Origin of the sequence: Plantibacter elymi (nom. nud.) (assembly GCF_900177795.1) — a bacterium.
Classification (GTDB): Bacteria; Actinomycetota; Actinomycetes; order Actinomycetales; family Microbacteriaceae; genus Plantibacter; species Plantibacter elymi.
Window position 1 is genome coordinate 216,870 of sequence record NZ_FXWJ01000002.1, and the last position, 25,520, is coordinate 242,389.

Annotated in this window: 22 protein-coding genes and 7 tRNA genes; 8 read left to right on the forward strand and 21 right to left on the reverse strand. The window is 68.9% G+C overall.

What is annotated here, in order from left to right; genetic code table 11:
- Nucleotides 1-28: 28 nt before the first annotated feature.
- Nucleotides 29-706 carry a hypothetical protein gene (locus CCK91_RS05935; RefSeq protein ID WP_086473300.1) on the forward strand — a complete coding sequence of 226 codons (678 nt, stop codon included), beginning with the start codon at nucleotides 29-31 and terminating at the stop codon, nucleotides 704-706.
- On the opposite strand, the gene CCK91_RS05940 is transcribed toward CCK91_RS05935, so the two are convergent.
- The 12 genes from CCK91_RS05940 to thrS form a co-directional block, all read right to left on the reverse strand.
- Nucleotides 693-2,948, reverse strand: coding sequence for a RelA/SpoT family protein (locus CCK91_RS05940; RefSeq protein WP_086473301.1), 2,256 nt, complete (start codon nucleotides 2,946-2,948; stop codon nucleotides 693-695). The genes CCK91_RS05935 and CCK91_RS05940 overlap by 14 nt on opposite strands.
- 48 nt (nucleotides 2,949-2,996) lie before the next feature.
- Nucleotides 2,997-4,037: a protein translocase subunit SecF gene (gene secF / locus CCK91_RS05945; protein WP_086473302.1), complete on the reverse strand. Its 1,041-nt coding sequence runs from the start codon at nucleotides 4,035-4,037 to the stop codon at nucleotides 2,997-2,999.
- On the reverse strand, nucleotides 4,037-5,788 hold the full coding sequence (gene secD, locus CCK91_RS05950; RefSeq protein WP_064293819.1) for a protein translocase subunit SecD: 1,752 nt from the start codon (nucleotides 5,786-5,788) through the stop codon (nucleotides 4,037-4,039). Before secD ends, secF begins: the two co-directional genes overlap by 1 nt.
- 64 nt (nucleotides 5,789-5,852) lie before the next feature.
- Nucleotides 5,853-6,236: a preprotein translocase subunit YajC gene (locus CCK91_RS05955; RefSeq protein ID WP_085510869.1), complete on the reverse strand. Its 384-nt coding sequence runs from the start codon at nucleotides 6,234-6,236 to the stop codon at nucleotides 5,853-5,855.
- Between the two features lie 72 nt (nucleotides 6,237-6,308).
- Nucleotides 6,309-7,340 (reverse strand): Holliday junction branch migration DNA helicase RuvB, encoded by a 1,032-nt coding sequence (ruvB, locus tag CCK91_RS05960; RefSeq protein ID WP_086473303.1) that lies wholly within the window; start codon nucleotides 7,338-7,340, stop codon nucleotides 6,309-6,311.
- On the reverse strand, nucleotides 7,337-7,963 hold the full coding sequence (gene ruvA / locus CCK91_RS05965) for a Holliday junction branch migration protein RuvA (protein ID WP_064293816.1): 627 nt from the start codon (nucleotides 7,961-7,963) through the stop codon (nucleotides 7,337-7,339). The genes ruvB and ruvA overlap by 4 nt, the downstream gene beginning before the upstream one ends.
- Complete coding sequence (ruvC, locus tag CCK91_RS05970) at nucleotides 7,960-8,592, reverse strand: crossover junction endodeoxyribonuclease RuvC (RefSeq protein ID WP_086473304.1); 633 nt, start codon at nucleotides 8,590-8,592, stop codon at nucleotides 7,960-7,962. The genes ruvA and ruvC overlap by 4 nt, the downstream gene beginning before the upstream one ends.
- Nucleotides 8,593-8,688: 96 nt before the next feature.
- The gene (locus CCK91_RS05975) at nucleotides 8,689-9,450 is read right to left on the reverse strand and encodes a YebC/PmpR family DNA-binding transcriptional regulator (RefSeq protein ID WP_079705914.1); all 762 of its coding nucleotides are present in this window, start codon (nucleotides 9,448-9,450) and stop codon (nucleotides 8,689-8,691) included.
- A gap of 99 nt (nucleotides 9,451-9,549) precedes the next feature.
- Nucleotides 9,550-10,146, reverse strand: coding sequence for a pyridoxal 5'-phosphate synthase glutaminase subunit PdxT (pdxT, locus tag CCK91_RS05980; protein ID WP_086473305.1), 597 nt, complete (start codon nucleotides 10,144-10,146; stop codon nucleotides 9,550-9,552).
- 30 nt (nucleotides 10,147-10,176) lie between these two features.
- The gene (gene pdxS, locus CCK91_RS05985; protein WP_079705912.1) at nucleotides 10,177-11,082 is read right to left on the reverse strand and encodes a pyridoxal 5'-phosphate synthase lyase subunit PdxS; all 906 of its coding nucleotides are present in this window, start codon (nucleotides 11,080-11,082) and stop codon (nucleotides 10,177-10,179) included.
- A gap of 98 nt (nucleotides 11,083-11,180) precedes the next feature.
- A complete protein-coding gene (locus tag CCK91_RS05990; protein ID WP_086473306.1) occupies nucleotides 11,181-11,741 on the reverse strand; it encodes an HIT family protein in 561 nt (186 codons plus the stop codon).
- Nucleotides 11,738-13,660, reverse strand: a complete 1,923-nt coding sequence (thrS, locus tag CCK91_RS05995) for a threonine--tRNA ligase (RefSeq protein ID WP_242664494.1) — start codon at nucleotides 13,658-13,660, stop codon at nucleotides 11,738-11,740. Before thrS ends, CCK91_RS05990 begins: the two co-directional genes overlap by 4 nt.
- A 223-nt stretch (nucleotides 13,661-13,883) precedes the next feature.
- Here thrS and CCK91_RS06000 point away from each other — a divergent pair, with 223 nt between their 5' ends.
- Complete coding sequence (locus tag CCK91_RS06000) at nucleotides 13,884-14,537, forward strand: lysoplasmalogenase (protein ID WP_165766991.1); 654 nt, start codon at nucleotides 13,884-13,886, stop codon at nucleotides 14,535-14,537.
- Between the two features lie 96 nt (nucleotides 14,538-14,633).
- Here the strand turns inward: CCK91_RS06000 and CCK91_RS06005 are convergent.
- From CCK91_RS06005 to CCK91_RS06035, 7 genes are all read right to left on the reverse strand, one after another.
- Nucleotides 14,634-14,705: transfer RNA gene (locus tag CCK91_RS06005), tRNA-Val, on the reverse strand.
- A 21-nt stretch (nucleotides 14,706-14,726) separates the two neighbouring features.
- A tRNA-Cys gene (locus CCK91_RS06010) sits at nucleotides 14,727-14,797 on the reverse strand.
- Nucleotides 14,798-14,853: 56 nt separating this feature from the next.
- Nucleotides 14,854-14,925 (reverse strand) — tRNA-Gly (locus CCK91_RS06015).
- A gap of 359 nt (nucleotides 14,926-15,284) precedes the next feature.
- Complete coding sequence (locus CCK91_RS06020; protein ID WP_086473309.1) at nucleotides 15,285-16,556, reverse strand: HNH endonuclease signature motif containing protein; 1,272 nt, start codon at nucleotides 16,554-16,556, stop codon at nucleotides 15,285-15,287.
- Between the two features lie 347 nt (nucleotides 16,557-16,903).
- Nucleotides 16,904-16,975: transfer RNA gene (locus tag CCK91_RS06025), tRNA-Val, on the reverse strand.
- A gap of 59 nt (nucleotides 16,976-17,034) precedes the next feature.
- Nucleotides 17,035-17,105 (reverse strand) — tRNA-Cys (locus CCK91_RS06030).
- 60 nt (nucleotides 17,106-17,165) lie between these two features.
- A tRNA-Gly gene (locus CCK91_RS06035) sits at nucleotides 17,166-17,237 on the reverse strand.
- 168 nt (nucleotides 17,238-17,405) lie between these two features.
- Here CCK91_RS06035 and CCK91_RS06040 point away from each other — a divergent pair.
- A tRNA-Val gene (locus CCK91_RS06040) sits at nucleotides 17,406-17,478 on the forward strand.
- Nucleotides 17,479-17,565: 87 nt separating this feature from the next.
- On the opposite strand, the gene CCK91_RS06045 is transcribed toward CCK91_RS06040, so the two are convergent.
- Nucleotides 17,566-19,167: an MFS transporter gene (locus CCK91_RS06045; protein WP_086473780.1), complete on the reverse strand. Its 1,602-nt coding sequence runs from the start codon at nucleotides 19,165-19,167 to the stop codon at nucleotides 17,566-17,568.
- A 163-nt stretch (nucleotides 19,168-19,330) separates the two neighbouring features.
- Here CCK91_RS06045 and CCK91_RS06050 point away from each other — a divergent pair, with 163 nt between their 5' ends.
- Nucleotides 19,331-20,071 (forward strand): histidine phosphatase family protein, encoded by a 741-nt coding sequence (locus CCK91_RS06050; RefSeq protein ID WP_086473310.1) that lies wholly within the window; start codon nucleotides 19,331-19,333, stop codon nucleotides 20,069-20,071.
- A gap of 36 nt (nucleotides 20,072-20,107) precedes the next feature.
- On the opposite strand, the gene CCK91_RS06055 is transcribed toward CCK91_RS06050, so the two are convergent.
- On the reverse strand, nucleotides 20,108-21,166 hold the full coding sequence (locus CCK91_RS06055; protein ID WP_242664404.1) for a hypothetical protein: 1,059 nt from the start codon (nucleotides 21,164-21,166) through the stop codon (nucleotides 20,108-20,110).
- Nucleotides 21,167-21,299: 133 nt separating this feature from the next.
- On the opposite strand from CCK91_RS06055, the gene CCK91_RS06060 reads away from it, so the two are divergent.
- From CCK91_RS06060 to CCK91_RS06075, 4 genes are read left to right on the forward strand one after another with little or no spacing between them, the layout of a single operon-like run.
- Nucleotides 21,300-22,436: a glycosyltransferase gene (locus CCK91_RS06060; protein WP_086473311.1), complete on the forward strand. Its 1,137-nt coding sequence runs from the start codon at nucleotides 21,300-21,302 to the stop codon at nucleotides 22,434-22,436.
- A complete protein-coding gene (locus CCK91_RS06065) occupies nucleotides 22,433-23,575 on the forward strand; it encodes a glycosyltransferase (protein WP_242664405.1) in 1,143 nt (380 codons plus the stop codon). The genes CCK91_RS06060 and CCK91_RS06065 overlap by 4 nt, the downstream gene beginning before the upstream one ends.
- A 44-nt stretch (nucleotides 23,576-23,619) precedes the next feature.
- Nucleotides 23,620-24,606, forward strand: a complete 987-nt coding sequence (locus tag CCK91_RS06070) for a glycosyltransferase (protein ID WP_242664406.1) — start codon at nucleotides 23,620-23,622, stop codon at nucleotides 24,604-24,606.
- Nucleotides 24,603-25,484, forward strand: coding sequence for a glycosyltransferase family 2 protein (locus CCK91_RS06075; protein ID WP_119863543.1), 882 nt, complete (start codon nucleotides 24,603-24,605; stop codon nucleotides 25,482-25,484). Before CCK91_RS06070 ends, CCK91_RS06075 begins: the two co-directional genes overlap by 4 nt.
- The last annotated feature ends 36 nt before the right edge of the window (nucleotides 25,485-25,520 follow it).

Sequence of the window (25,520 nt, forward strand, 5' to 3'; positions counted from 1 at the left end):
TGCCGGACGGCTGCAGGAGGATCGTCGTATGTCCACGGCACTCCAGACGTCCTCCCCCATCGAGCCAGGCTGCGCGACGGATCCCTCGGCCTCCACGAGCCGCCTCCCCGCCTACCTCCAGCCACCTGAGCTCTCCGTAGCCGAGCTCGCCGCCGCGCGGCTCGACGGCGAGCTCTTCGCCTTCGAAGACGGCTACTGCAGTGTCGACGAACCCGACACCGTCAGGCTGCGCGCGGCGGTCCTCGAACGGCTGACCGGGCTGGCCGGCGCGGTCATCGCCGAGACGAGTGCCGCGTGGCTGCATGGCGCGGCACTCGTCGCACCGAGGGTCCACACGGGCTTCGTGTCGATGGAACGGCGCAGCGCGCGTTCGTCCCGGTTGCGTCTGCGTCAGGTGTCACTCCGCGCCGACGACAGCGAGCGGTGCGGCGCACTGCGGGTCACGACCCCCACGCGCACGGTCGCGGACCTGGCGCGGCGCACCGGGGCCGACGCGGAGGAGGCCATGACGACGATCCGCAACTACTTCCTCCTCGGGCTCACGAGCCCTGAGGAGGTCGTCGCATGGGTCCGCTCCGTGCCGCGGGTCCTCGGCGGGACACGGATCGTCCGTGTCGTGTCGAGTGCCACCGAGGTGATGCTCCCCGGCCTGGAGCCGACCCGGAGTGAACTGGCGTCCTGGTCGCTCCCGCTCAGCCGCCGTTGACCCGGTAGACGTCGTAGACGGTGTCGATCCGCCGGACCGCGTTCAGGACCCGGTCGAGGTGGGTGGTGTCCCCCATCTCGAACACGAAGCGGCTGATGGCCAGGCGGTCGCTCGACGTGTTCACCGTCGCCGACAGGATGTTAACGTGGTACTCGGACAGCACCCGCGTCACATCAGACAGCAGTCCAGCTCGATCGAGTGCCTCGACCTGGATCTGGACGAGGAACACGCTCTTCGACGACGGAGCCCACTCCACGTCGATCATGCGCTCGGGCTCCTGCAGGAGCCCCTGGACGTTGTGGCAGTCCGAACGGTGGACGGAGACGCCGGAGCCTCGCGTGACGAACCCGACGATCTCATCACCCGGCACCGGGGTGCAGCACTTCGCGAGCTTGACCAGGATGTCGGGAGCACCGAGCACGAGGACCCCGGAGTCGCTGTTCTGCAGTCGCTCACGGCGGCTCCCGCGGACCGGGACGGTGTACTCGGCGTGCTCGCTGTCGGCGTCCTTCTGGAGGAGCGCGACGACCTTCTCGAGCACTGACTGCGTCGAGACGTGGCCCTCGCCGACGGCGGCGTAGAGCGCCGTGACGTCCTCATAGCGCAGTTGCGCCGCGACCTCGGCGAACGAGTCCTGGTTCATGAGCTTCTGGAGCGGCAGGTTCTGTTTGCGCATCGCCCGCGCGATCGCGTCACGGCCCTGCTCGATGGCCTCGTCGCGTCGCTCCTTCGTGAACCACTGGCGGATCTTGTTCCGCGCCCGAGGGCTCTTGACGAAGTTCAACCAGTCCTGGCTCGGACCGGAGTCGGGGTTCTTCGAGGTGAAGACCTCCACCACGTCCCCGGTGTTGAGCGAACTCTCCAGCGGCACGAGCCGCCCGTTGACCCGGGCGCCCATCGTCCGGTGGCCGACCTCCGTGTGGACGGCGTAGGCGAAGTCCACCGGCGTCGCGCCGGCGGGCAGGCCGACGACACGCCCCTTCGGGGTGAAGACGTAGACCTCCTTCGCACCGATCTCGAACCGCAACGAGTCGAGGAACTCCCCCGGGTCCGCTGTCTCCGCCTGCCAGTCGGAGATGTGCGCGAGCCAGGCCATCGAGCTGTCGGGCTCGGCGGAGGACGCGGTCTTCCCGCTGTTGATCCGCTCCTTGTACTTCCAGTGCGCGGCGACACCGAACTCGGCCCGCTGGTGCATCTCGTTCGTGCGGATCTGGATCTCGACGGGCTTCCCGCCCGGTCCGACGACGGTGGTGTGCAGCGACTGGTACAGGTTGAACTTCGGCGTGGCGATGTAGTCCTTGAAGCGCCCTGGGACGGGGGTCCACCGTGCGTGGATCGACCCGAGGACCGCGTAGCAGTCGCGCAGTGAGTTGACGAGGACACGGATGCCGACGAGGTCGTAGATGTCGTCGAACTCGCGGCCGCGGACGACCATCTTCTGGTAGATCGAGTAGTACTGCTTCGGGCGACCGGCGACCTTGCCACGGATCTTCTGCGCCTTGAGATCCTCGTTCACCGCGTCGATGACGTGCTGCACGTACTCCTCGCGCTGCGGTGTCCGCTGCTTGACGAGCGATTCGATCTCGGCGTAGAGCTTCGGGTACAACACGGCGAAGGACAGGTCTTCGAGTTCCCACTTGATCGCCTGGATCCCGAGGCGGTGCGCGAGCGGCGCATAGATCTCGAGGGTCTCCGTGGCCTTCTTCGCCGCCTTCTCGGCCGGGACGAATCCCCAGGTCCGGGCGTTGTGCAGCCGGTCGGCGAGCTTGATGATGAGGACACGGATGTCCTTCGACATCGCGACGATCATCTTCCGGACCGTTTCGGCCTGCGCGCTGTCGCCGTACTTGACCTTGTCGAGCTTCGTGACGCCGTCGACGAGCATGGCGACCTCGTCGCCGAAGTCCGCGTGGAGTTGGTCGAGGGAGTAGTCGGTGTCCTCGACGGTGTCGTGGAGGAGGGCGGCGACGATCGTCTTCGGTCCGATGCCGAGGTCGGCCAGGATCTGGGAGACGGCGACCGGGTGCGTGATGTACGGCTCGCCGCTCTGGCGCTTCTGGCCGGAGTGGGCCCGCTCGGCGACCGTGTACGCACGTTCGATGAGCGCCAGGTCGGCCTTGGGATGGTGCTGCCGCACCGTCCGCATCAGGGTGTCGACGGCGCCGGCCGGTTGCGCCTTCGAGAAGATCCGTGGGACGAGACGGCGCAGGGAGGCCGTCGAGGATGTCGTGGTGTCCGCCATCTCAGGCCTCCCTGCGCTCGTGCACGCGGTTGTCGGTCGCTGTCAGGGTCAACGCGCCAGCGGCGCGTCTGCTTCCGTGCGTTCGCCCTCGGCGTCATCCGAGGTCTGAGCGCGCTCGCGCGCCTGCAGCACGCGCTTGTCGTGCTTGGCGATGCGGGGCTCGTTGTGCCGGAAGTTCGCGTACAGCGGTGCGGCGACGAAGATCGTCGAGTACGTGCCGACGAGGATACCGACGAGCAGCGCGAGCGAGATGTCGCGCAGCGTGTCGGCACCGAGGACGAAGGCACCGAAGAACAGGATCGCCGCGACCGGGAGGGCTGCCACCACGCCGGTGTTGATCGAGCGCACCAGGGTCTGGTTCACCGCGAGGTTGACCGACTCCCCGAACGTCCGGGCCGCGCCGTCGGCGTCGAGCGTCGTGTTCTCGCGGATCTTGTCGAATACCACGACGGTGTCGTACAGCGAGAACCCGAGGATGGTGAGGAAGCCGATCATGGCGGCCGGCGTGATCTCCCAGCCCGTCGCGGCGTAGACACCGGCCGTGATGATGAGGTCGTGCATGAGGGAGAGCAGCGCGGCCGCGGACATCTTCCAGGTGCGGAAGTACAGGGCCATGAGGATCGCCGCGAGCACGAGGAACACGATGAGGCCGACGATCGCCTGCTTGGAGACGTCTTGACCCCATGATGGGCCGATGAACGAACTCGTGATGTCGGACTGTTCGACGCCATAGGCCTCGGCCAAGGCTGCCGACACCTGCTGGGTGACCTTGTCGTTCTTCAGCTGGTCGGTCTGCACGCGGACCGAGTTGCCGCCCACGACGGTCACGTGGGTGGTCGCGCCGCTGACGACGGACGCGACCGCGTCTTCGGCCAGCGTCTGATCGGTGCTCTTGACGTCGGCGATCTGGAACTGCGAACCACCGCGGAACTCGATGCCGAAGTTGAATCCGCCCTTGACGACCGGGATCAACACCGAGAGGACGACCGCGATGATGGCGATCGTGTACCAGATCTTGCGCTTGCCGACGAAGTCGTAGGAGCGCTTCCCGGTGTAGAGCTCGTTTCCGAACCGTGCGAACGCACCCATCAGGAGTCCTTCCCATCGGTCGGCAGATCGTCTGCTCTGGTGTCGGAGCCGCCTCCGACGAGGGCCGCCTGCTTGCGCTCGGCGATCGTCTGGCGCTTGGCCGCCTCGCGGCTGCTGGACGCGGCCTTGGCGCCGGGTACCGAGACGGGCTTCCGGAACTCTGCACGACCGCGGTAGATGGCGCCCAGCGCCGACGGGTCGAGACCGGTGAACGGCTTGCCGCTGTTGAAGAGCTTCGTCTGGCCGAGGAGCTGCATCATCGGGTGCGTGAACAGGAGCACGACGATGACGTCGATGATCGTGGTCACGCCGAGGGTGAGGGCGAAGCCGCGGACGTTGCCGATCGCGAGGACGTACAGCACCACGGCGGACAGGAGGTTGACACCCTTCGCCGCGTAGATGGTGCGCTTGGCGCGCTTCCAGCCGGCTTCGACGGCGGACTCCAGACCGCGGCCGTCGCGGAGTTCGTCCTTGATGCGTTCGAAGTACACGATGAACGAGTCCGCGGTGAAACCGATGGCGACGATGAGGCCCGCTATCCCGGCGAGGGAGAGCCGGAAGCCCTGACGCCAGGACATCAGCAGGATCACCACATACGTGAGCACCGCGGCCGCGACGAGCGAGGCGATGGTCACGGTGCCGAGGAGCCGGTACTGGAACAGCGTGTAGATGACGACCAGGATGAGCCCGATGAGACCGGCGATGAGGCCGCTCTCCAGCTGCGTCGAACCGAGGGTCGCCGAGATGGTGTCCTGGCTCTGCACGACGAAGCTGATCGGCAGGGCGCCGAACTTGAGCTGGTCGGCGAGGGTCTTGGCGGACTCCTCGGTGAACGAGCCGCTGATCTCCGGCTTGCCGTCCGAGATGACGGCGAGCGACTGCGGTGCGGAGATGACGTTGCCGTCGAGCACGATCGCGAACTGGTTCTGCGGGCTCTGCAGCGAGGTCAGGCGGCCGGTGACGTCGGCGAAGAGCGCGGTGCCCTTCTCGTTGAACACCGGGTACACCGCCCACTCGCCCGTGCTGGCACCCGACGACGTCGTCTTGATGCCGGCGCTCGCGTCGGACAGGTCTTCTCCGGACACCTCGACCGGGCCGAGGACGTACTTGAAGGTGCCGTCGACGTCGCACGTGATGAGTGGGTCGGCAGCGGGCGCTGCGGTGGCGTCGAGCGAGTCCGCGTTCGCGGCGCAGTCGTAGGCCTGGAAGGCGGCGTACAGCGCCGGCGTCACCTGCGACAGGTCGCTCGCGTTCGTCGGTGAGGCGGTGGGCGTGCTCTCGAGGCCCGGATCCGGCGTCGGATACGGGGTCGAGGCACCGTCTTCACCGATGAAGGTGTTGGACGGCTGACCGGGGGTCAGCTGCTGCGAGGTGAGGACCGGACGGAACTCGAGCTTCGCGGAGCTCTCGATTCGGTTCAGCGTCGCTTCGTCGGGGGTGCCAGGGATCGAGACGACGACGTTCTGACCCTGCGTCGTGATCTCAGCCTCCGAGACGCCGGAAGCGTCGACGCGCTGGCGGATGATGGCCACGGCCTGGTTCAGCTGCTCGTTGGAGACCGTCTGGCCGGACTCCAGCTTCGGCGCGAGGATGATCTGGGTGCCGCCCTCGAGGTCGAGGGCCAGCTTGGGCGCCCAAGAGCTGTTCCCCCAGAGGACCCCGGCCGCGTTGATCGCGAACAAACCGATGAGGATTACGCCAAGCCAGGTGAGCGAACGCCACGCTTTCTTGACCGGAGTCGACTTTGCCAAACTCGGAACTCAGCTTTCTCTGCCGGCGGTGGCACGACGGCCACCGCCCGGGAAGGGGTTGGGACTAGTCGTCGCTCTTCTGCGGCTTCGAGGTGTCCTCGACGCGCTGGCCGAATTCGGGCTTGGAGAGGTCGAGCGAGGAGGCGTCGTCGGGGATCGACTCGACGACGGGAGCCTCTTCCGCGGTCTCGGCGACCGTCGGGGCGACGACCGCACCTGCGTAGCGGGGGTCGATGGTGACGATGACGCCGGGAGCGATCTCGACATCGGCCTTGCGCGAGTCGCGGTCCATCGAGATGAGCGTGCCGTAGACACCGAAGCCGGTGAGCACCTCGGCACCGGGGACGAGCTTCTGCTCCGTCACCGCGGCTTGCTTCTTCCGCTTGTTGTTGCTCACCATCATGAACACGATCATGACGCCGGCGAGGCCGAACAGGACGAGGGTCATTGCATCCACGATGGGAACCTTCCAGAGGAGATTGAGGGCGGGAGACGTTGGGAACGCACCGCCAAAGGGAAATTATAGGCCATCGAGGGTCGCGCCATGCTGAGAAGGTGTTCGGCCGAAGTGCCGCCAGGCGGCCGGGGTCGCCACGCGGCCCCGTGGCGTGCGCGTGATGAGGCCGATCCGGACGAGGAACGGCTCGACGACGGACTCGATCGTCTCCGCTTCCTCGCCGACCGAGACCGCGAGTGTGCTGAGCCCGACCGGGCCTCCGGCGAAGCGGTCGAGCATGCCCTCCATGACTGATCGGTCGAGTCGGTCGAGACCGAGGGCGTCGACGTCGTAGAGCTCGAGCGCGGCCTGGACGGTCTCCAGGTCGGCGCGGCCACCGTGCACGAGCGCGTAGTCCCTGACACGTCGGAGGAGTCGGTTGGCGATGCGCGGCGTACCCCGACAGCGTCCGGCGATCTCCGCGACGGCCCGACCGTCGATGTCGAGCCCGAGCATGTCGGCGGTGCGATGCAGTACCTGCTGCAGTTCCGGCTCGTCGTAGAACTCGAGGTGGGCGGTGAACCCGAAGCGGTCGCGGAGCGGGTTCGGTAGCAGACCGGAGCGGGTGGTCGCTCCGACCAGGGTGAACGGTGCCAGCTCGAGCGGGATGCTCGTCGCGCCGGCACCCTTGCCCACCATGATGTCGATGCGGAAGTCCTCCATGGCGAGGTACAGCATCTCCTCGGCAGGGCGGGCCATGCGGTGGATCTCGTCGATGAAGAGGACCTCACCCGGGGTCAGCGACGACAGGACCGCGGCGAGGTCGCCGGCGTGCTGGATGGCCGGACCGCTCGTGAGCCGGAGCGGCTTCCCGGTCTCGTGCGCCACGATCATCGCGAGGGTCGTCTTGCCGAGTCCAGGAGGGCCGGCCAGCAGGATGTGGTCGGGCGTGCGGTTCTGCATCCCGGCGGCAGTGATCAGGAGCTGCAACTGACCGCGGGCCTTGGACTGACCGACGAACTCGGAGAGCGACCGCGGACGGAGCGCCCCTTCGAACGCCAGTTCCGCGTCGGACTCCGCAGCTGGATTGGTGAGGTCTTCCGGAGCGTCCGTCACGAGGTACGGCCTCCGGCGTGCGCCGGGCCGAGTCTGCCGAGGGCCAGGCGGATGAGCGACGGCACGGTCGAGAGGTCGTCCGCACTTGCGGAGGCGGAGGCCTCCACGACCGCCTGCGTCGCCGTCTTCTCGGGCCAACCGAGCCCGATGAGCGCCGTCACGACCTGATCGGCGATCGCGGCCGCGTTCACGGTGGTCGCCGGAGCTTCAGGCGTGGTCCTCGTGACGCGGAGCTTGCCGGCGAGCGAGACGGTGATGAGCTTCGCCGTCTTCGGCCCGATCCCGGAGACCTTCCGGAACGGGGCGTCGTCGTCCGCGGAGATGGCGGCGGCGATCTGCTCCGGCGTCAACGCCTCCAGGACGCCGAGAGCCGACTTCGGGCCGACCCCGGTGACGCTCACCAGGAGTTCGAACACGGACAGCTCCTCAGCGGATCGGAACCCGAACAAGGAGAGTGAGTCCTCCCGCACGATCAGTGTCGTCGAGAGGAGTGCTTCGGTGCCGACCCGGAGGGAGAGGGCATGGGCCGGCGTCACCTGGACGGCGAATCCGACGCCGCCCACCTCGATCACGACGAGGTTGCCGACCGCGCTCAGGACGGTGCCGCGGAGGGAGGAGATCATGCTTCCAGCCTAGGGCTCCGCGCTGCCCGGGCCCGGACGGCCGCCTCGCGCGTTCCGCCGCCGCGTTCCGCCGCCGCCCAGGCACGCTGGGCGGGGGTGAGTGCTCCACTCCCCTGCGGCGGTGCGCCGACGGGTGTCGCCGCAGTCGACACGACGGGTCGCCAGGCGTGGCAGATCGCGAGCGCGAGCGCATCGGCGGCGTCAGCGGGCTTCGGGAGTTCGTCGAGACCGAGGATCCGCGCGACCATGGTCTGCACCTGGAGCTTGTCCGCCCGGCCGTATCCGGTCACCGCGGCTTTGACCTCGCTCGGGGTGTGCAGGCCGACGGGGATCCCGTTCGCGGCCGCAGCGTGCAGGGCGAGCCCACTCGCCTGAGCCGTGCCCATGACCGTCCGGACGTTGTGTTGCGCGAACACCCGCTCGACGGCCATCGCGGTCGGTGAGGTGCGCTCGATCGCCTCGGCGATGCCCTGCGCGATCATGAGGAGTCGCTGCTCGAGTGGGGCGTGCGCGTCCGTCCGGATGACGCCGTACTCGACCATCGTGGCCTGCCGTCCCGGCAGGACGTCGACGACCCCCACCCCGCATCGGGTCAGGCCGGGATCGATGCCGAGGACGCGCAGAGTCATGTTCCGACCCTAGGCGCGGGCGATGCGCCGAGCACTCCGCGAGGGCGGAGTGTCGTACATCCGTTCGAACGATCTTCGCCCGGCGCGGGTGCCGGACTACTCGTCGTCGGCCTCCAGCTCGGCCTGCACCTCGGGGGTGAGGTCGAAGTTGCTGTAGATGTTCTGGACGTCGTCGTTGTCCTCCAGGGCGTCGATCAGCTTGAACACCTTGCGCGCCGTGTCGGCGTCGATCTCCACCTTGAGGTTCGGGACGAAGGCGACGTCGGCGGAGTCGTAGTCGATACCGGCCTCTTGCAGGGCGGTCCGGGTCGCGACCATGTCGCTCGGCTCGGTGACGACCTCGAAGGTCTCGCCCTCGGTGTTGACCTCTTCTGCGCCGGCATCGAGCACGGCGCCGAGGACGTCGTCCTCCGTGGTCCCCTCGGCCTGGACGACGATGAGGCCCTTGCGCTGGAAGTTGTAGGCGACGGAGCCCGGGTCGGCCATGGTGCCGCCGTTGCGGGACATCAGCGTCCGGACATCGGCTGCTGCACGGTTCTTGTTGTCGGTGAGGCACTCGACGAGCAGGGCGACGCCGTTCGGACCGTAGCCCTCGTACATGATCGTGGTGTAGTCGACGACCTCACCGGTGAGGCCGGCACCACGCTTGACGGCGCGGTCGATGTTGTCGTTCGGGACAGAGGTCTTCTTCGCCTTCTGGATGGCGTCCTGCAGCGTCGGGTTGCCCGCGAGGTCTGCGCCGCCCATCTTGGCCGCGACCTCGATGTTCTTGATGAGCTTGGCGAACGACTTCGCGCGACGGCCGTCGATGACCGCCTTCTTGTGCTTGGTCGTCGCCCACTTGGAGTGTCCGGACATGTGCTCCCTAACTGCGTGAAAAGAACCTGACCAGTCTAGGCCAGCGACCCGGAACTCGCGATCACACCGGGACGGGCCGCGGGATCGGGCGCCACCGCCTCAGCGGGATCGTTCGACCTTGTCGAGGAAGTAGGCGTGGAAACGGGTGTCGCCCGTGACCTCGGGGTGGAAGGACGTGCCGAGGAGGTTCCCCTGCTCGACGGCGACCATCCGACCGTCGGGCAGCGAGGCGAGGGGTGTCACCGCCGGACCGGCGGCTTCGACCACCGGCGCGCGGATGAACACGGCGTGCACGGGCGGGTCACCGAGGACCGGGATCGACAGGTCCGTCTCGAAGGAGTCGAGCTGCGACCCGAAGGCGTTGCGCCGGACGGAGACGTCGAGCCCGCCGAGGCTCTGCTGGCCGGCGATCCCGTCGAGGATCCGGTCGGCCAGGAGGATGAGTCCGGCGCAGGTGCCGTACACGGGTAACCCCGCGGTGATCGCTTCGCGCAACGGTCCGGCGAGGTCGAAGGAGCGAGCGAGCTTGTCCATCACGCTCGACTCGCCGCCGGGCAGGACGAGTCCGTCGATGCCGGTCAGTTCCGAGGGACGCCTGATGAGGCTGACGTCCGCCCCGAGGCTGGTGAGGACGGCGGCATGCTCGCGGAAATCACCTTGCAGGGCGAGGACGCCGACGCGTGCCGACCCGGTCACGACGTCACCTGGTTCAGGGCGGACGCGGGGCTACCAGCCACGCTCGGCGAGGCGGTGCGGTGCCGCGAGGTCGGCGACGTTGATGCCGACCATCGCCTCACCGAGCCCGCGGGAGACCTCGGCGATGACCTGAGGATCGTCGAAGAAGGTCGTCGCCTTGACGACGGCCGCCGCCCGCTGAGCCGGGTTGCCGGACTTGAAGATGCCGGATCCGACGAAGACACCGTCGGCACCCAGCTGCATCATCATCGCGGCGTCGGCCGGTGTCGCCACGCCTCCGGCCGTGAACAACACGACCGGGAGCTTGCCGGTCTCGGCGATCTCCACGACGAGGTCGTACGGGGCCTGCAGCTCCTTCGCCGCGACGTACAGCTCGTCCTTCGACATCGACGACAGGTGCGCGATCTCGGAGCGGATCTTGCGGATGTGCTTCGTCGCCTCGGATACGTCGCCGGTGCCGGCCTCACCCTTCGAGCGGATCATCGCGGCACCCTCGTTGATGCGCCGCAGCGCCTCCCCCAGGTTGGTGGCACCGCACACGAACGGGACGTCGAAGCCCCACTTGTCGATGTGGTTCACGTAGTCGGCCGGGCTCAGGACCTCGGACTCGTCGATGTAGTCGACGTCGAGCGCCTGGAGGACCTGGGCTTCGACGAAGTGTCCGATGCGGGCCTTCGCCATCACGGGGATGGACACCTCGGCGATGATGGATTCGATGAGGTCCGGATCGCTCATCCGAGCCACGCCGCCCTGGGACCGGATGTCGGCCGGGACGCGCTCGAGGGCCATCACGGCGACGGCCCCGGCGTCCTCCGCGATACGGGCCTGCTCGGCGGTGACGACGTCCATGATGACGCCGCCCTTGAGCATCTCCGCGAGTCCGCGCTTCACGCGGTTCGAGCCGTGCTGTCCAGTGGTCGTGCTGCTCTCGGTCATGGTGGCGAGCGTACCGCCGGGTGGCCTGACGGTGCTCCGTCCACAGGCCGGAAATTGGACTTGGGTGGAGCGGTCCAGGTGGACCGGTCCACGACGGATCAGGCCGAGGCCGGCCAGGCGTCCGCGACCGACTGCCGGACGTCGCCGAGCAGCTGCGGGAGCGCCTTGGTCTGAGCGATGATCGGGAAGAAGTTGGCGTCCGTCGCCCAGCGCGGGACGATGTGCTGGTGCAGGTGCGCCGCGATCCCGGCACCGGCGACGGCGCCCTGGTTCATGCCGAGGTTGAAGCCGTCGTTCCGTGAGACGGACCGGACGACCCGCATCGCCGTCTGCGTCAGGGCGCCGATCTCGGCGACCTCCTCCGTCGTCGCATCGTCGTACATCGCGACGTGGCGGTACGGGCAGACGAGCAGGTGCCCGGAATTGTAGGGGAAGAGGTTCAGCAGCACGAAGGCGTGCTCGCCCCGATGCACGATGAGCGCGGACTCGTCGTCGAGCGTCGGCGCGATGCAGAACGGACACCCGTCGTCGGATGGCTGGCCCTGTTTGATGTAGACCATCCGGTGGGGCGTCCAGAGACGCTGGAACGCGTCCGGGACGCCCACCAGGTGGGAGGTGTCGATCGACTCGAACGACTCCGGTTCGGTGCCCGGGGTCATGCCGGCAGATCCGCTGCGGTGTTCACCTGCAGTTTCGCGGCGATGGCGGCGCGGATCCGGCGCACGGCGTCGGCGACGGGGACACCGTTCTCCTGGGTGCCGTCGCGGAATCGGAAGCTCACCGCCCCGTTGGCCTGGTCCTCCTCGCCGACGATCAGCTGCAGCGGGGTCTTCGCCTTGGTGTGATTGCGGATCTTCTTCTGCATCCGATCGTCGGAGGCGTCGAGTTCCGCGCGGACTCCGGACGAGCGCAGCTCGGCGATGACACCGCCGAGGAACTCCTCGTACTGCTCGGAGACGGGGATACCGACGACCTGCACGGGGGCGAGCCACACCGGGAAGGCACCCGCGTAGTGCTCGAGCAGGATCGCGAAGAAGCGCTCGATCGAGCCGAGGAGCGCGCGGTGGATCATCGCCGGGCGCTTGCGCGTGCCGTCCGCGGCCGTGTACTCCAGCTCGAACAACTCGGGCAGGTTGAAGTCGAGCTGCACGGTGGACAGCTGCCACGTCCGGCCGATCGCGTCGCGCGCCTGCACCGAGATCTTCGGACCGTAGAAGGCTGCGCCGGCGGGGTCGAGGACGAGCTCGAGACCGGACTCGACCGCCACCTGGCGGAGGGTCTCGGTCGCTTCGTCCCAGACCTCGTCGGTGCCGACGTACTTGTCGGGGTCCTTCGTCGAGAGCTCCAGGTAGAAGTCGTCGAGACCGTAGCCGCGGAGGGTCTCGAGGACGAACTGCAGCTGGCGGCCGACCTCGTCCTTGACCTGGTCGTCGGTCACGTAGATGTGGGCGTCGTCCTGCGTGAGGCCACGGACGCGCGTGAGCCCGGAGAGGGTGCCGCTCTTCTCGTACCGGTAGACCGTGCCGAACTCGGCGAGTCGCAGCGGCAGTTCGCGGTAGCTGCGGCCTCGAGCGCGGTAGATCAGGTTGTGCATCGGGCAGTTCATGGGCTTCAGGTAGTAGTCCTGGCCCTGACGGGTGACATGGCCGTCGGCGTCGACCTCCTGGTCGAGGTGCATCGCCGGGAACATCCCGTCCTTGTACCAGGCCAGGTGCTGGCTGACCTCGAACAGGTGCCCCTTCGTGATGTGCGGGGTGTTCACCAGCTCGTAGCCGGAAGCGAGCAGGCGCTCGCGCATGTAGTTCTCGATCTCGTTGCGGATGATGCCGCCCTTGGGGTGGAACACCGCGAGACCCGAGCCGATCTCCTCGGGGAAGCTGAAGAGGTCGAGCTCGGCACCGAGCTTGCGGTGGTCGCGCTTGGCCGCCTCCTCGATCCGAGTCTGATAGGCGCGCAGCTCGTCCTTGGTCGGCCAAGCGGTGCCGTAGATCCGCTGCAGCTGCGGGTTCTTCTCGCTCCCCCGCCAGTACGCCGCGGCGAGACGCGTCAAGGCCCAGCCGTTGCCGATCATGCGCGTGTTCGGCAGGTGTGGACCGCGGCAGAGGTCCTTCCAGACCGTCTCCCCCGTCTTCGGGTCGACGTTGTCGTAGATGGTCAGCTCCGCGCCGCCCACCTCGACGTTCTCGTCGTCGGCTGCCGATCCGCCCTTGAGGCCGATCAGTTCGAGCTTGTAGGGCTCCCCCGCGAGTTCCGCGCGAGCCTCGTCCTCGGTGACGACGCGTCGCACGAAGCGCTGGCCCTGGCGGATGATGCGGTCCATCGTCTTCTGCAGCACCTTGAGCGCCTCAGGCGTGAAGGGTGCGGCGACGTCGAAGTCGTAGTAGAAGCCGTCGGTGACCGGCGGACCGATGCCGAGGGTCGCGTGCGGGTCGACCTGCTGCACGGCCTGCGCGAGCACGTGGGCTGCGGAGTGCCGGAGGATGTTGAGGCCGTCGGGCGAGTCGAGGTGCACCGGCTCGACGGTGTCCGTCTCCGTCACCGTGGCGGCGAGGTCCTTCAGTTCGCCGTTGACGCGCATGGCGACCACGGATCGGTCGGTGAACAGTGCGAACCCGTCACTCACGGATGATCTCTCTTTCTCAGGTGAAACCTTGGCCGTGCAAGCCTATCGTCGTCCACGACGAGGAGACGCTGCCGTCGGTCGGCGGCCATGGTTCGCGCTCGGTCGCATCGCTAGAGTGAAGGCCTACGACGTGACGGGGGTGACGCTGATGACGGCTGTGCAGAGGAGCGGGGCTGCGATGGCGCTGTTCGCCGCGCTGCCCGTGGTCGCACTCGTGCACATCATCGCCCTTGCGTCCGGTCAGGAATGGCTGTCGCTCCTCACCAAGCCGTTCATCATGCTGGTCCTCGCGCTGGCGCTCCTGTGGTCGGTCCGACGGCTGTCGGCCGCTGCGATCACGGCGCTGGTTGCGATCCTCTGCAGCTGGCTGGGCGACGTCGCCCTCATGGTTCCGGGCGAACTCGCGTTCGGCGTGGGGATCCTGTTCTTCATGCTCGCTCAGGCCGGCTATGTCGTGCTCTTCGTGCGGCATCTGCGTACCAGGAACCGCCCGCCGGTCTGGGCGCTCCTGTACCTGGTGTGGCTCGTCGCCGGCATCGCGCTCCTCAGTCAGCAGGACATGGGGCCGCTGTATCCGGCGGTCGTCCTCTACGCCGTCGTGATCGGGGCCATGGCGGCCTCGTCTACGATGACGACGCCGACGATCGCCGTGGGCGGTGCGCTGTTCCTCGTCTCCGACTCGTTGATCGGGCTCGACCGCTTCGTGCCTGCCGTGACGATCTGGGCGGCAGACGAGATCATCATGGCGACGTACGCCGCGGGCCAAGGCCTCATCGTGTGGGGCGTCGCGGAGGTCCTGCGTCGACGAGAGCGGGCGGTCCTCGCCGTCTGAACGGACGTCCGGGCGTGCGACGGGTGGTCTGCGCAAGAGGTGGTCTGTGGAACGACGAAGGGCCCGAGCTGTTCGCTCGGGCCCTTCGTGTTCCTGTGGGCGATACTGGGATCGAACCAGTGACCTCTTCCGTGTCAGGGAAGCGCGCTACCGCTGCGCCAATCGCCCAGGTGAGTGGTGTTGCCAGCGAGGTGGCGACGGGATTCGAACCCGTGTGGACGGCTTTGCAGGCCGCTGCCTAGCCTCTCGGCCACGCCACCACGTGTGATGAAACACACTGTCGAGTGGAACGCTTGCACGTTCTCACTGACACTCGAGCGGATGACGAGATTCGAACTCGCGACCCTCACCTTGGCAAGGTGATGCGCTACCACTGCGCCACATCCGCATTGCATCCCGTTTCCGGGTGCTTGGAAACTCTAGCCGATGTTGAGGTCGCTCGTTGACACCTCGGCGCGGGCGAGTCGGCCCAACCCTTGATGTTCCGCGGAAAATCGGGCTGAAAATCCATCTTCCTCGGCGCGTCGGCCCGGGGCGACGTCCGGAGCGGCAGCGTTCAGGGCCGAACCACCCTTCGACGGGCTCAGGGACCGGAGCCGTCCGGGTGCACTCCCCAGGTCGCTGAGCCTGTCGAAGTGCGGCACGGCTCGGGGACTGAAGGTGCGGGCACACCTTTCCCGGTCACTGAGCCTGTCGAAGTGCCCACGAAGATCCACCCCCTTCGACAGGCTCAGGGACCGGAAACGGTCAGAACGGTGCGGGGTCCGGTTTCGTCCGACGGTGTTTCCCGTCTGGTGTCGTCCAGTCGAGGACCCCGCCGGGCCCGTGGTCGAGGTTCCACCCGGGGAGGTGCTTCATCCGGTGGTGATGTCGGCAGAGGCAGGCGAGATTGCCGACGTCCGTCGTGCCGCCGTCCTCCCACGCGACCGAATGATCGAGGTCGCAGGCCCGGGCTCGCCTGCCGCACCCCGGTGCCCGACAGGTGCCGTCCCGAAGCCGGACCGCGCGTTGGAGGTCGGCCGGGACGCGGTACTGATTCCGCCCGACGGAGAGGACCGCGCCGGTTTCCGGCTGGACAAGGATCCGGGTGAAGCTCGGCGCGTTCACCGCGATACGCGCGGCGGTCTCCGGGTCGATCGGGCCGTAGCCGTCGAGCGTTGCCGGGGCATCGCTGACGCCGGCCATGCTCAGGGCGGGGACGGTGATCTGCACGGTGGACTTGATGTGCTCCTGGACCTCGATGGGGTGCGGCAGGACCGGGCTCGACGCCACGTCTTCGGGCGTGACACCGGTGAGCGCGAGCGCCGCGAGGGCGTCCGCCTGCAGCTGCCCGCAGGTGCGGGTGTCGCCTGCAGCGCGTGACGCGGCGGCGGCTGCGTCGACGCGCTCGACGATGCCCTGCGCGATCGGCGCGGTGGTGAAGAGATGCACCCAGGCCATGCCGTCGGCGGCCGGTTCGAACTCGACGCGGCGGTCTGCCTCTGAGCGGACCGCTCGGGCGGTGATCGACTCGGGGTGGAGGCGCTCGCGCAGGACGCGCGCGCGGTGCCGGAGGTACGAGGCGGTCGCGCTCTCCGCGACCGGCAGCACCTGTTCGAGGAACGCCGCCCACCCAGCAGCAGGGACGTCGCAGAGCTGGTCGGTGATCACCTGCGCATGCCGCACCGAGATACGGCCTGCCTCCAGCGACGCCAGCACGGCCGGCGCTTCGTTGACGAGACGTTCGGCGTCGTTCGTCGCACGCTGGACCGTCCGCTCCGGCATCCGGGTCGCCATCGCCAGGGCCGCACACGTCGACCGACGGGACAGCGCCCGACGCTCAGCCGGCGGGAAGATCGCCGGGACCGTGACGTCCGCGAAGGCATCGGCATAGGCGGCGGACCGGGCGAGGAGGCGCGCCTTCCGGGCGTCCAGGACGGCCTGCAGCCGGTGGAGCTCCGCCCATCCGTCCGAGAACTCCGCCAGCTGCGCGGCGTATTCGTCGCCGACGCGGGTCGCGGTGCGGGTGGTCTCGGTCATGGAACCAGTCCACCATGGACCACTGACATTCCAGATGCCGAGTCGTCACAGTTGCGGAAGTCTCCGCGTGTGCCCTTCGACAGGCTCAGGGACCGGAGGGGGTACTCAGGGGCCGGAGGGGGTGCTCAGGGACCAGAGGGGGTACTCCGGGACCGGAGGAGTTGCTCAGGGATGGGAGTGAGGTGCCCGATGGGCTCCTCTGTGCCCCTTCGACAGGCTCGGGGCCGGAAGGGTGCCCGCGGGCTCTGCGACTGGCGGAGCTATGGCGTCCTCGCGGGCCGGTTGAAGCAGACCGGGAAGACGCGCGCAAACGACGAAAGCCCCCGGAGTCCGGGGGCTTTCTGTAGTGGGCGATACTGGGATCGAACCAGTGACCTCTTCCGTGTCAGGGAAGCGCGCTACCGCTGCGCCAATCGCCCGGGTGGCGTGTGTGGACACGACGCCGGGATGTTGCTGATGGAACTGTGTTGCTGAGGTGAGGTGGCGACGGGATTCGAACCCGTGTGGACGGCTTTGCAGGCCGCTGCCTAGCCTCTCGGCCACGCCACCATGTGTGACCGAACACACTGCCGAGCAGGGCTCCTGACGGAACGACACCACTGACACTCGAGCGGATGACGAGATTCGAACTCGCGACCCTCACCTTGGCAAGGTGATGCGCTACCACTGCGCCACATCCGCATTGCCCGCATCACTGCGTGCTCGAACGACTCTAGCCGAAACCGGGACCGATGTTCAAACCGGCATGCGTCCTTTGTCGACAGCGATGCGGATGTGCGTTCGTCCCCCGGCATCGGCTAGTATCGTGACTCGCGGCTGTTCGGCACCTCTCCGGTGCGGACGACCTGCGGGCGATTGGCGCAGTTGGTAGCGCGCTTCCTTCACACGGAAGAGGTCATCGGTTCGAGTCCGGTATCGCCCACTGCAACTCCCGGTTCGCCGGGAGTCTTCGTCTTTCTGGTCCCGACCGCTCCCCCGATGCCGTGCCAGCTTGGAACGCCCGCTCCACTCAGGCCGAGTCCCTGCTCAGGAAGAAGTGCCGTTCGACGGGTTCGGCCTCCGCGTGGACCAGCGCTGCAGCTCTGAGTTCGCGGTCGCGGCCGGTCAGTCGCTGTGTCTCCTGTCGCCGGAACTCACCCCACGACGGCACCACGAACATCTCGACTTGCACGTCTTCCTCGTCACCGCTCCGGCACAGGGCCCATCGCGAAGCGCCGGTCCGGCGACGGGAATCCTCGACGCGACGCATCGCGCTCCGGAAGGCGGCGAGCGCGTCGGGTCGAACCGTGTAGGAGATCTGCACGAGCACCGGCCCGTCCGTCGGCTGCGGATCGAACACGAGCGTGGGTGTCGGCCACGACATGGAGATGCTGCGGTCGATGGTCCCTGTTCCGGGCAGCAGCGGCAGCACCCGCACGCTGACCGCCACCAGGAGGAGCAGGACGGCCGAAGCGCTGTAGGCGAGCGACGTCCCGAGCCACTGTGCCACGAGGCCCCAGCCGGTCGAGCCGATGGCCATCGCCCCCATGAAGACGAGGATGTAGATCGACGCGCCACGCGACCGCACCCACTGCGGCAGGGTGAGCTGCAGGGCGGCGTTCAGCACGGTCAGCGTGCCGATCCAGGCCAGCCCCGCGAGGACCAGGAGGACCAGCGTCGGGATGACGGGCAGGACAGCCGCTGCGAGCGTCCCCGTCGCGAAGAGGACCGCGCTCACCGCGATGACGAGGTTGTCTGAGAACCGACGCCGAGCGAGCGGCAGGGCGAAGATGCCCAGCACGGCACCGACACCGAGAGCACCGAGCAGGAGACCATATCCGCTCGAGTCGAGGTGGAGGCGCTTCGCCGTGAGGGGCAGCAGCGCCCAGAGGGCACTGGCAGGGAGTGCGAAAAGTGCGGAACGCAGCAGGATCCGGCGGACGAGGTGCGCGGAGACGACGTACCGGACCCCCGCTCGCAACGCCGCCCCGAACGGCTCGCGGTCGTCGAGACCGGTCTGCGACGGTCGCTTCCACCAGAGGAGGGCGATCACGGCCACGACGAAGCTCAGCGCGTTGACGCCGAACACGACGGGGGCGCCGAAGGTCGACAGGACGACACCGGCCAGGGCGGGACCGACCGCGCGGGCTCCGTTCACGGTGACACCGCCGAGCGCCGACGACGCCGCGATCAGGTTGCGGGGCACGAGCTCCGGCTGGATCGCCTGCCATGCGGGTGAGGTCAGGGCCGAGGTGATGCCGAGCAGGAAGGTGAAGGCCAGGATCGTCCACGGCGTCAGCGCGCCGACCGCCGCCACGACGGTGAGCGCGGCTGCGAGGACCGCACTCGCCGCCGATCCCCAGATGAGCAGCCGTCGCCGGTCGAGTGAGTCCGCGAGGACGCCTGCTGGCAGGGCGACCAGGATGGCGGGCGCGAGGCTCGCGGTCTGCACGAGGGCGATGAGCGCCGCACCGGCGGCGGCCTCGACCAGGACCCACTGGGCTCCCACGGTCTGCATCCAGGTGCCGATGTTGCTCCCCAGCTGGGCGAACCACAGCACCCTGAAGGCGGTGATCGCCATGGGCGCCCATGCTGACGGTTGCGGCGATCGAACTGCGGTGGGTGACGACATGGTCGAACGATAGGACTCCGTCACGGCCCGGGCATCGTCGGTTTGTCGCAATCATCGAGCTGTGCCACCACCGGCGAGCGGTCGGCGGCCGGCGTCGCTTCATGGAGGATCATCGACTCGTCAAGGTCTGCGGCCGCCGAATCGTGCTGGCTACCGTGGATCCATGGCCATCACGGAACTGATCCTTGTCCGCCACGGTGAGAGCGCCGGGAACGTCGCCGCACTCGAAGCCGATCGCTCGGAATCCCACCGCATCGCCGTTCCGAGCCGTGACGCCGACGTCCCGCTCTCAGCACTCGGGCTCGAGCAGGCGGCTGCGGTGGGGAGACGTCTCGCGGCCCTCACGCCCGCCGACCGGCCGGACATCGTGTTCAGTTCGCCCTATCGGCGAGCGCACGAGACGGCCGTGGTCGCCCTTCGAGCCGCAGCGCTCGACGCCGATGAGCTTCGTCCTGTCGTCGACGAGCGGCTGCGTGATCGCGAACTCGGTATCCTCGACACCTTCACCTCGATCGGCGTCGACGCCGAGTTCCCGGAAGAGGCCGCTCGACGACGGTTCCTCGGCAAGTTCTACTATCGACCGCCAGGAGGTGAGGCCTGGACGGACGTGGCCCTCCGCCTCCGCTCGTTCATCGGCGACCTGGACCGGCACACCGACCGCACGCGGGCCCTGGTGGTCTGTCACGACGCCGTCATATCGCTCTTCCGCTACATCTGCGAGGGGTGGGACGAGCGTCGCGTCCTGGAGGAGGCCGCTCTCCGTCCGACGCCGAACGCGTCCTTCACCCACCTCGTCCACGACGGACGGGCGTGGAAGGCGCGAGCGGCGAATGCGACCGCACACCTGCAGCAGGCGCAGGTCCCGGTCACCGAGCACTCGGGGGCGACCGATGTCCGAAGCTGACCCCACCACCGCGGTGCCCGATCGGCACGGCGAGCGTCAGCGACCACCCCACCAGTCGAGGTAGGCGCTCGCGGTGTCCGGCAGCGCCGGGCGGAGGCTGCGACCGGCGGGCAGGCGCGTCCGGGAGGGATCCAGCCAGGCCGCGGCCAACTCGGTGTGAAGGGTCGACGGGTCGTAGCGGATCATCGTCTCCGGGCGCAGTTGCTCCATCTCCGCTGCATAGCGCGAGTCGACGACGAGCGGCCGGCGGCCGGCCTCGACCCAGTCGAGCATCGAGCGTGACGCGGAGACATGGCCGTGCGCGGCCAGGGGTATGCCGGGGCGCGAGATCTGCGCGGTGAACGCCGCATCGTCGAGATACCCGGTGACCTCGAACGAGACTTCGGCGGCGCGTGCTTCCGCCTCGAGGTCGAGCACGTCGTCCTCATGGCCGGCCGAGGGGGCGCCGATGGCACGGACGACGACATCGGCGATCGGGTGACCGGTGGCACGGAGATCCTTCGCCGCACGCGAAGCCGCCTGGATCGCCGACGAATGACCCTTACCTGGGTAGATGAATCCGGCGATGAGGACGGTGAGTGGGCGGGCCGTTCCCGTCAGCGATGCATCGTCGGCCGAGACCGCCGCCGTACCGATCCGGGAACCGAGCGGAATGGCGTGCGGAACGGTCGCGGCACTGACACCGAGGAACTCTTCAGCCAGCGCCTGTTCGTGCCGGCTGTTGACGGCTGTCGCATGGGCGGCGGCGATGAACCGGGCGTAGGCGGCGATGCGGCGGTCCAGCATCCTGCCGTCGGAGGTCTGCGGGACGTCGTGGAGGGTGACCGTCAACTCGGTGGCGTCCGCGAGACGCTCGACGGCGTCCGCCGCCTCTTCGGGTGACCGGCCGAAGAGACGGTCGGTGACGTGGACGTGGGCACGGTCCACGCCGTCGAGCAGAAGCACGGCGTCGGCCGGGGTCGAGGCGTACATCCGTTCCGCGCGAGGGTGTGCGTGGACGACAGCGTCGGCGACGTCGATCGCGTACTGGACGACGCCGTGGTGCTGTGGGCCGACCATGAGGAGACGGGGTGGGGCTGCGATCACCTGCGTCATGGTGGTGCAGTGGGGGGCCCGCGTCAAGGGTCGCGGGCACTCTCGTCATCGGACCTATGTTCGGAGGACGGCGCCCGTATCGCGCCGACCCGTCCGCGCCTCTCGCGCCCGCATCCGTACAGGGGATCCCGCCATGCAGTCGACCGTGATGTCGCACGCCACCGATCGAGCTGCCGACCCGGCATCTCGTCCGATCCGCGTCGTCTCGATCCCGGCCGCGCACCCCTACGTCGGCCGCATCACCGCCTCGCCCGACATCGACGTGCTGAGCGATCCGCCGGTCGATGGAGCGCCATCGGGCGTCTGGTGGCCGCCCGCCGCCCTCGATCCGGACTGGATCCACGACCACGCCGCCGATGCCGACCTGCTCCACATCCACTTCGGCACGGAGTCGTTCCCACCCGGACACGTGACCGCGTGCATCGAGGCAGCGCACCAGGTCGGCTGGTTGGTCGTGTACACGGTGCACGATCTCGAACACCCGCAGCTCGACAACCAGGCCGCCTACGACCGGCAGCTCGACGAGCTCGTCCGTGGAGCAGACGCCCTGATCACCCTGACCCCTGGCGCCGCCGCCGGCATCCGGGAACGTTGGGGCCGCGACGCCGTCGTCATCCCGCACCCGTCGCTCCTGTCGGATGACGTCACGGTTCCGCTCGTGTTGCCGTCGGCGGAGACGAGGGTCGGTGTCCACCTGAAGGACCTGCGCCCCAATGTCGACGCGATCGGTGCCGTCACCACCCTCATCGACGCGGTCGAACGTCGCCGCCGCCGTGGAGCGGACGTCGTCGCAGAGGTCCGGATGCACCATGCGGTCCGCGATCCGGAGGCACGCGAGGCCGTCCGACGGCTTGTCGGCAGCTCAGAAGCGGCGCTGCTCATCGAGCACGAGCGTCTCGACGACCTCGGACTCGCCATCGCACTCAGCCGCCTGGACGTCTGTCTCCTCCCCTACCGGCACGGCACGCACTCGGGTTGGCTCGAACTGTGCTGGGATCTCGGCGTGTCCGTCGCCGTCCCGTCTGGAATCGGGGCCTACCTCGATCAGCATCCCGACGACACCGTCTCCGCTTACGACCTCGGGGACGGAGCATCACTCGAGCGTGCAATCGGCGCGCTGCTCGACGCGGACGGCACGACCCGTGCCGGCTCCTCCGCCCGGATCACGGCCGTCGCCGAGCGCCGCGCCCGGCGCGACGTCGACGACGCCGTCAACACAGCAGCGCACGCCGAGCTGTACCGCCGCGTCATCGCCGAGCGCGCCTCGTGACGGCCGGTCAACGACTGCGCGTCGTCGTCATCGCCCCGCTGCGCTTCCCCATCCGTCGCCCGCATGCCGGCGGGCTCGAATCCGCCGTGTGGTCGGAGGTCACCGCACTGCGCGCACGAGGCCACGAGGTGACGTTCATCGGCGTCCGCGGGTCCGACTTCGTCGAGCGCGGCAGCGTCTTCGAACTGCCGGAATTGCGGTGGCCGCGCTGGTCCTCCCCCGACGACGAGCGGTATCCCCCGGGCCACATGACCCGATCCGTCCCGGCACTGCGTCGCGCGCTCGAAGCGATCGCCGCTCGGCCGGGGCGCTACGACGTCGTGTCGAACCACTGCCTGGACGCGCTCCCGGTGGAACTGGCACCTGAGCTGGGCGTCCCCATGATCACCACCCTGCACACACCGGTCGACGAGGCCGTCGCCGCAGCAGCGAACCGGGCCGGTTCCGACGGCAGCCGGTTCCTGGCGGTGAGCGAGTTCACGAAGCGCACGTGGGCGACGGCCGGTGTCGAGTCCGAGGTGCTCCTGAACGGCATCGATCCGGATGCCTGGCGGGCAGGCCGAGGCGGTGACGACCTCGTGTGGTTCGGACGGGTCGTCGCGGAGAAGGCCCCGCATCTCGCGGTCGACGTCGCCCGCCGACTGGGGCGCCGACTCGTCATCGCCGGTCGCGTGGGCGATCCGGTGTACGCCGAGCGCGTGCTGTCGCCGCTGCTGGGACGTGACGTCCGACATGTCGGGCCGCTCGACCCGACGCGGCTCGCCACGCTCGTGGGGCGGAGCGCGGCAGCGGTCTCGACGCCGGCATGGGCCGAGCCGTTCGGTCTCGTCGCGCCGGAAGCGCTGATGACCGGGACCCCGGTGGTCAGCTTCGCCGTCGGCGGCGTGCCCGAGATCGCCCAGGCGAGCGTCGGGATGCAGGTCGTCGCACCAGGAGACCTGGCGGCCATGGCGGACCGCGTGGACGGGTTGATCCGGCAGTCGGAGCTGGACCGAGGGTTCCGCGCCTCGATCCGGGCATCCGCTCTAGCCCGCTTCTCGCTCGACGCCAGGGTGGGTCGGCTCGAGGAGCACTTCGCCGCGCTCCTCGGCGACTCGCCCGTGCTCGGTTCCGGTCGCGTCGACGAGTTCAGCTCGTGAGGCCCCGCATCGGTTGGTACGTGCATCACCACGGACGGGGACACGTGACGCGTCTGCTCGCCGTCGCACCCCACCTCGACGCCGACATCGTCTGCTTCAGCTCGTTCCCGGCGCCGATGGGACTCCCCTCGAACTGTTCCTGGGTGGTGCTCGACCGGGATGACGACGTGCCGGACGGTGCGTCTCCCCCGGACGACTGCGATCCGACCGCGGAGGGGCTGCTGCACTGGGCGCCGCTCGGTCACGCCGGGCACCGTGCTCGTCTTGCGACCATCGCCGCCGCCCTCGCGCAGCAGCAGATGGACGCGATGGTGGTGGACGTCTCCGTTGAGGTGGTGCTCCTTGCACGCCTGCTCGGCGTTCCCACCGTCGTCATGGCACAGCCTGGCCGTCGCGACGACGAACCGCACGCCCTCGCCTTCCGTGCGGCGTCGACGATCATCGCTCCGTGGCCGCACGGGGTCCTGGACCTCGAGCACCTCCGTCCCGTGCGGGACAAGGTGGTGCACACCGGCGGCATCAGTCGCTTCGAGGGACGCGAGCGGACGGCCGCGGAAGCCGGGCGCAGCGGAGTGCTCCTCCTCGCCGGTGCCGGCGGCTCCTCGGTGTCGCAGGAAGCCGTGGAGGAGGCCGCCTACGCCAGCGGTCGCGACTGGACCTCGCTCGGCACCGGTGCCGGGTCCGTCTGGACCGACGACCCGTGGGACGCCCTCTGCCGGGCGGAGGTGGTGGTGTCGTGGGCCGGTCAGAACGCGGTCGCCGATCTCGCCGCGGCCGGCGTCACGGCCGTCGTGGTCCCACAGGAGCGCCCGTTCGACGAGCAGGTGTCCACCGCCCGTGCCCTCGAAGCGGGCGAGCTGGCGGTCGTGCGGTCGTCCTGGCCCGACGCCGCGGACTGGACGGGCATCCTCGACCGGGCCTCGGAGTTCCACCCCGACTGGTCTCGTTGGCAGGTGGCGGGCGCCGCCCGACGAGCTGCGGAGGCGATCGAGGCGGTCGCGGCCGGCGATCCTGCAGGGGGTGGGCGATGAGGACCTCGATCGTGACCCTGTGCTCGCGCCCACGACTCGGGCACCTCGAACGGCAGCTCGAGGCCGTCGGGGCGTTCATGCCGACGTCGGGCGACGTGGTGGAGCGACTCGTCGTGTGGATCGGTGACGACGCACCACCGGCTCTCGATGCGGAACTGACGGTCCACCTTCCACCGGGGTCCGACGGACTCCGTCTCGCGGCAGGCCGGAACGCCGGTGCAGCGCTCGCCATCGACCGCGGTGCCGACCTCATCGTGTTCCTCGACGCGGACTGCGTCCCCGGGCCGGCCCTGCTCGACCGATACCGTGAGGCGTCCGATCGCCACCCGCGCGCCGTCCTCTGCGGCCCGGTGACCTACCTGCCGCCCGGCGTGGACGTCACCGACCGCCGCGCATTGGCGGCGGCGACGGCACCGCATGCGGCGAGACCGAACCCGGACGACGGCTCGGAGCGCGTCGCCACCGAGGACGAGTACCCGCTGTTCTGGTCGTTGTCGTTCGCGACGAGTGCGTCGACGTGGTCCCGGACCGGAGGCTTCGACGAGGGCTACGAGGGCTACGGCGGCGAGGACACCGACTTCGCGTTCGCCCTGAACGCGGCGGGGACGCCACTCGTGTGGGTCGGAGGCGCCCACGCCTACCACCAGCACCACGAGACGCAGCGCCCGCCCTGGCAGCACTTCGACGACATCCTCCGCAACGGCGCGCGGTTCGCCGACCGGTGGGGAACCTGGCCGATGACCGGTTGGCTGGAGGCGTTCGCTGAGGCCGGCGCCGTGCGGCGGGCGGGTGACGACTGGGTCCGCGTTCAGTCGACCACCCCGAGCCGTCTGTCGATCGCGACCACCAGTGTGGTGGCGACGGGGTCCGGCGCGTAACGGTCGACCGGGCAGTGCCGTCTCGTCGGCCGCCGC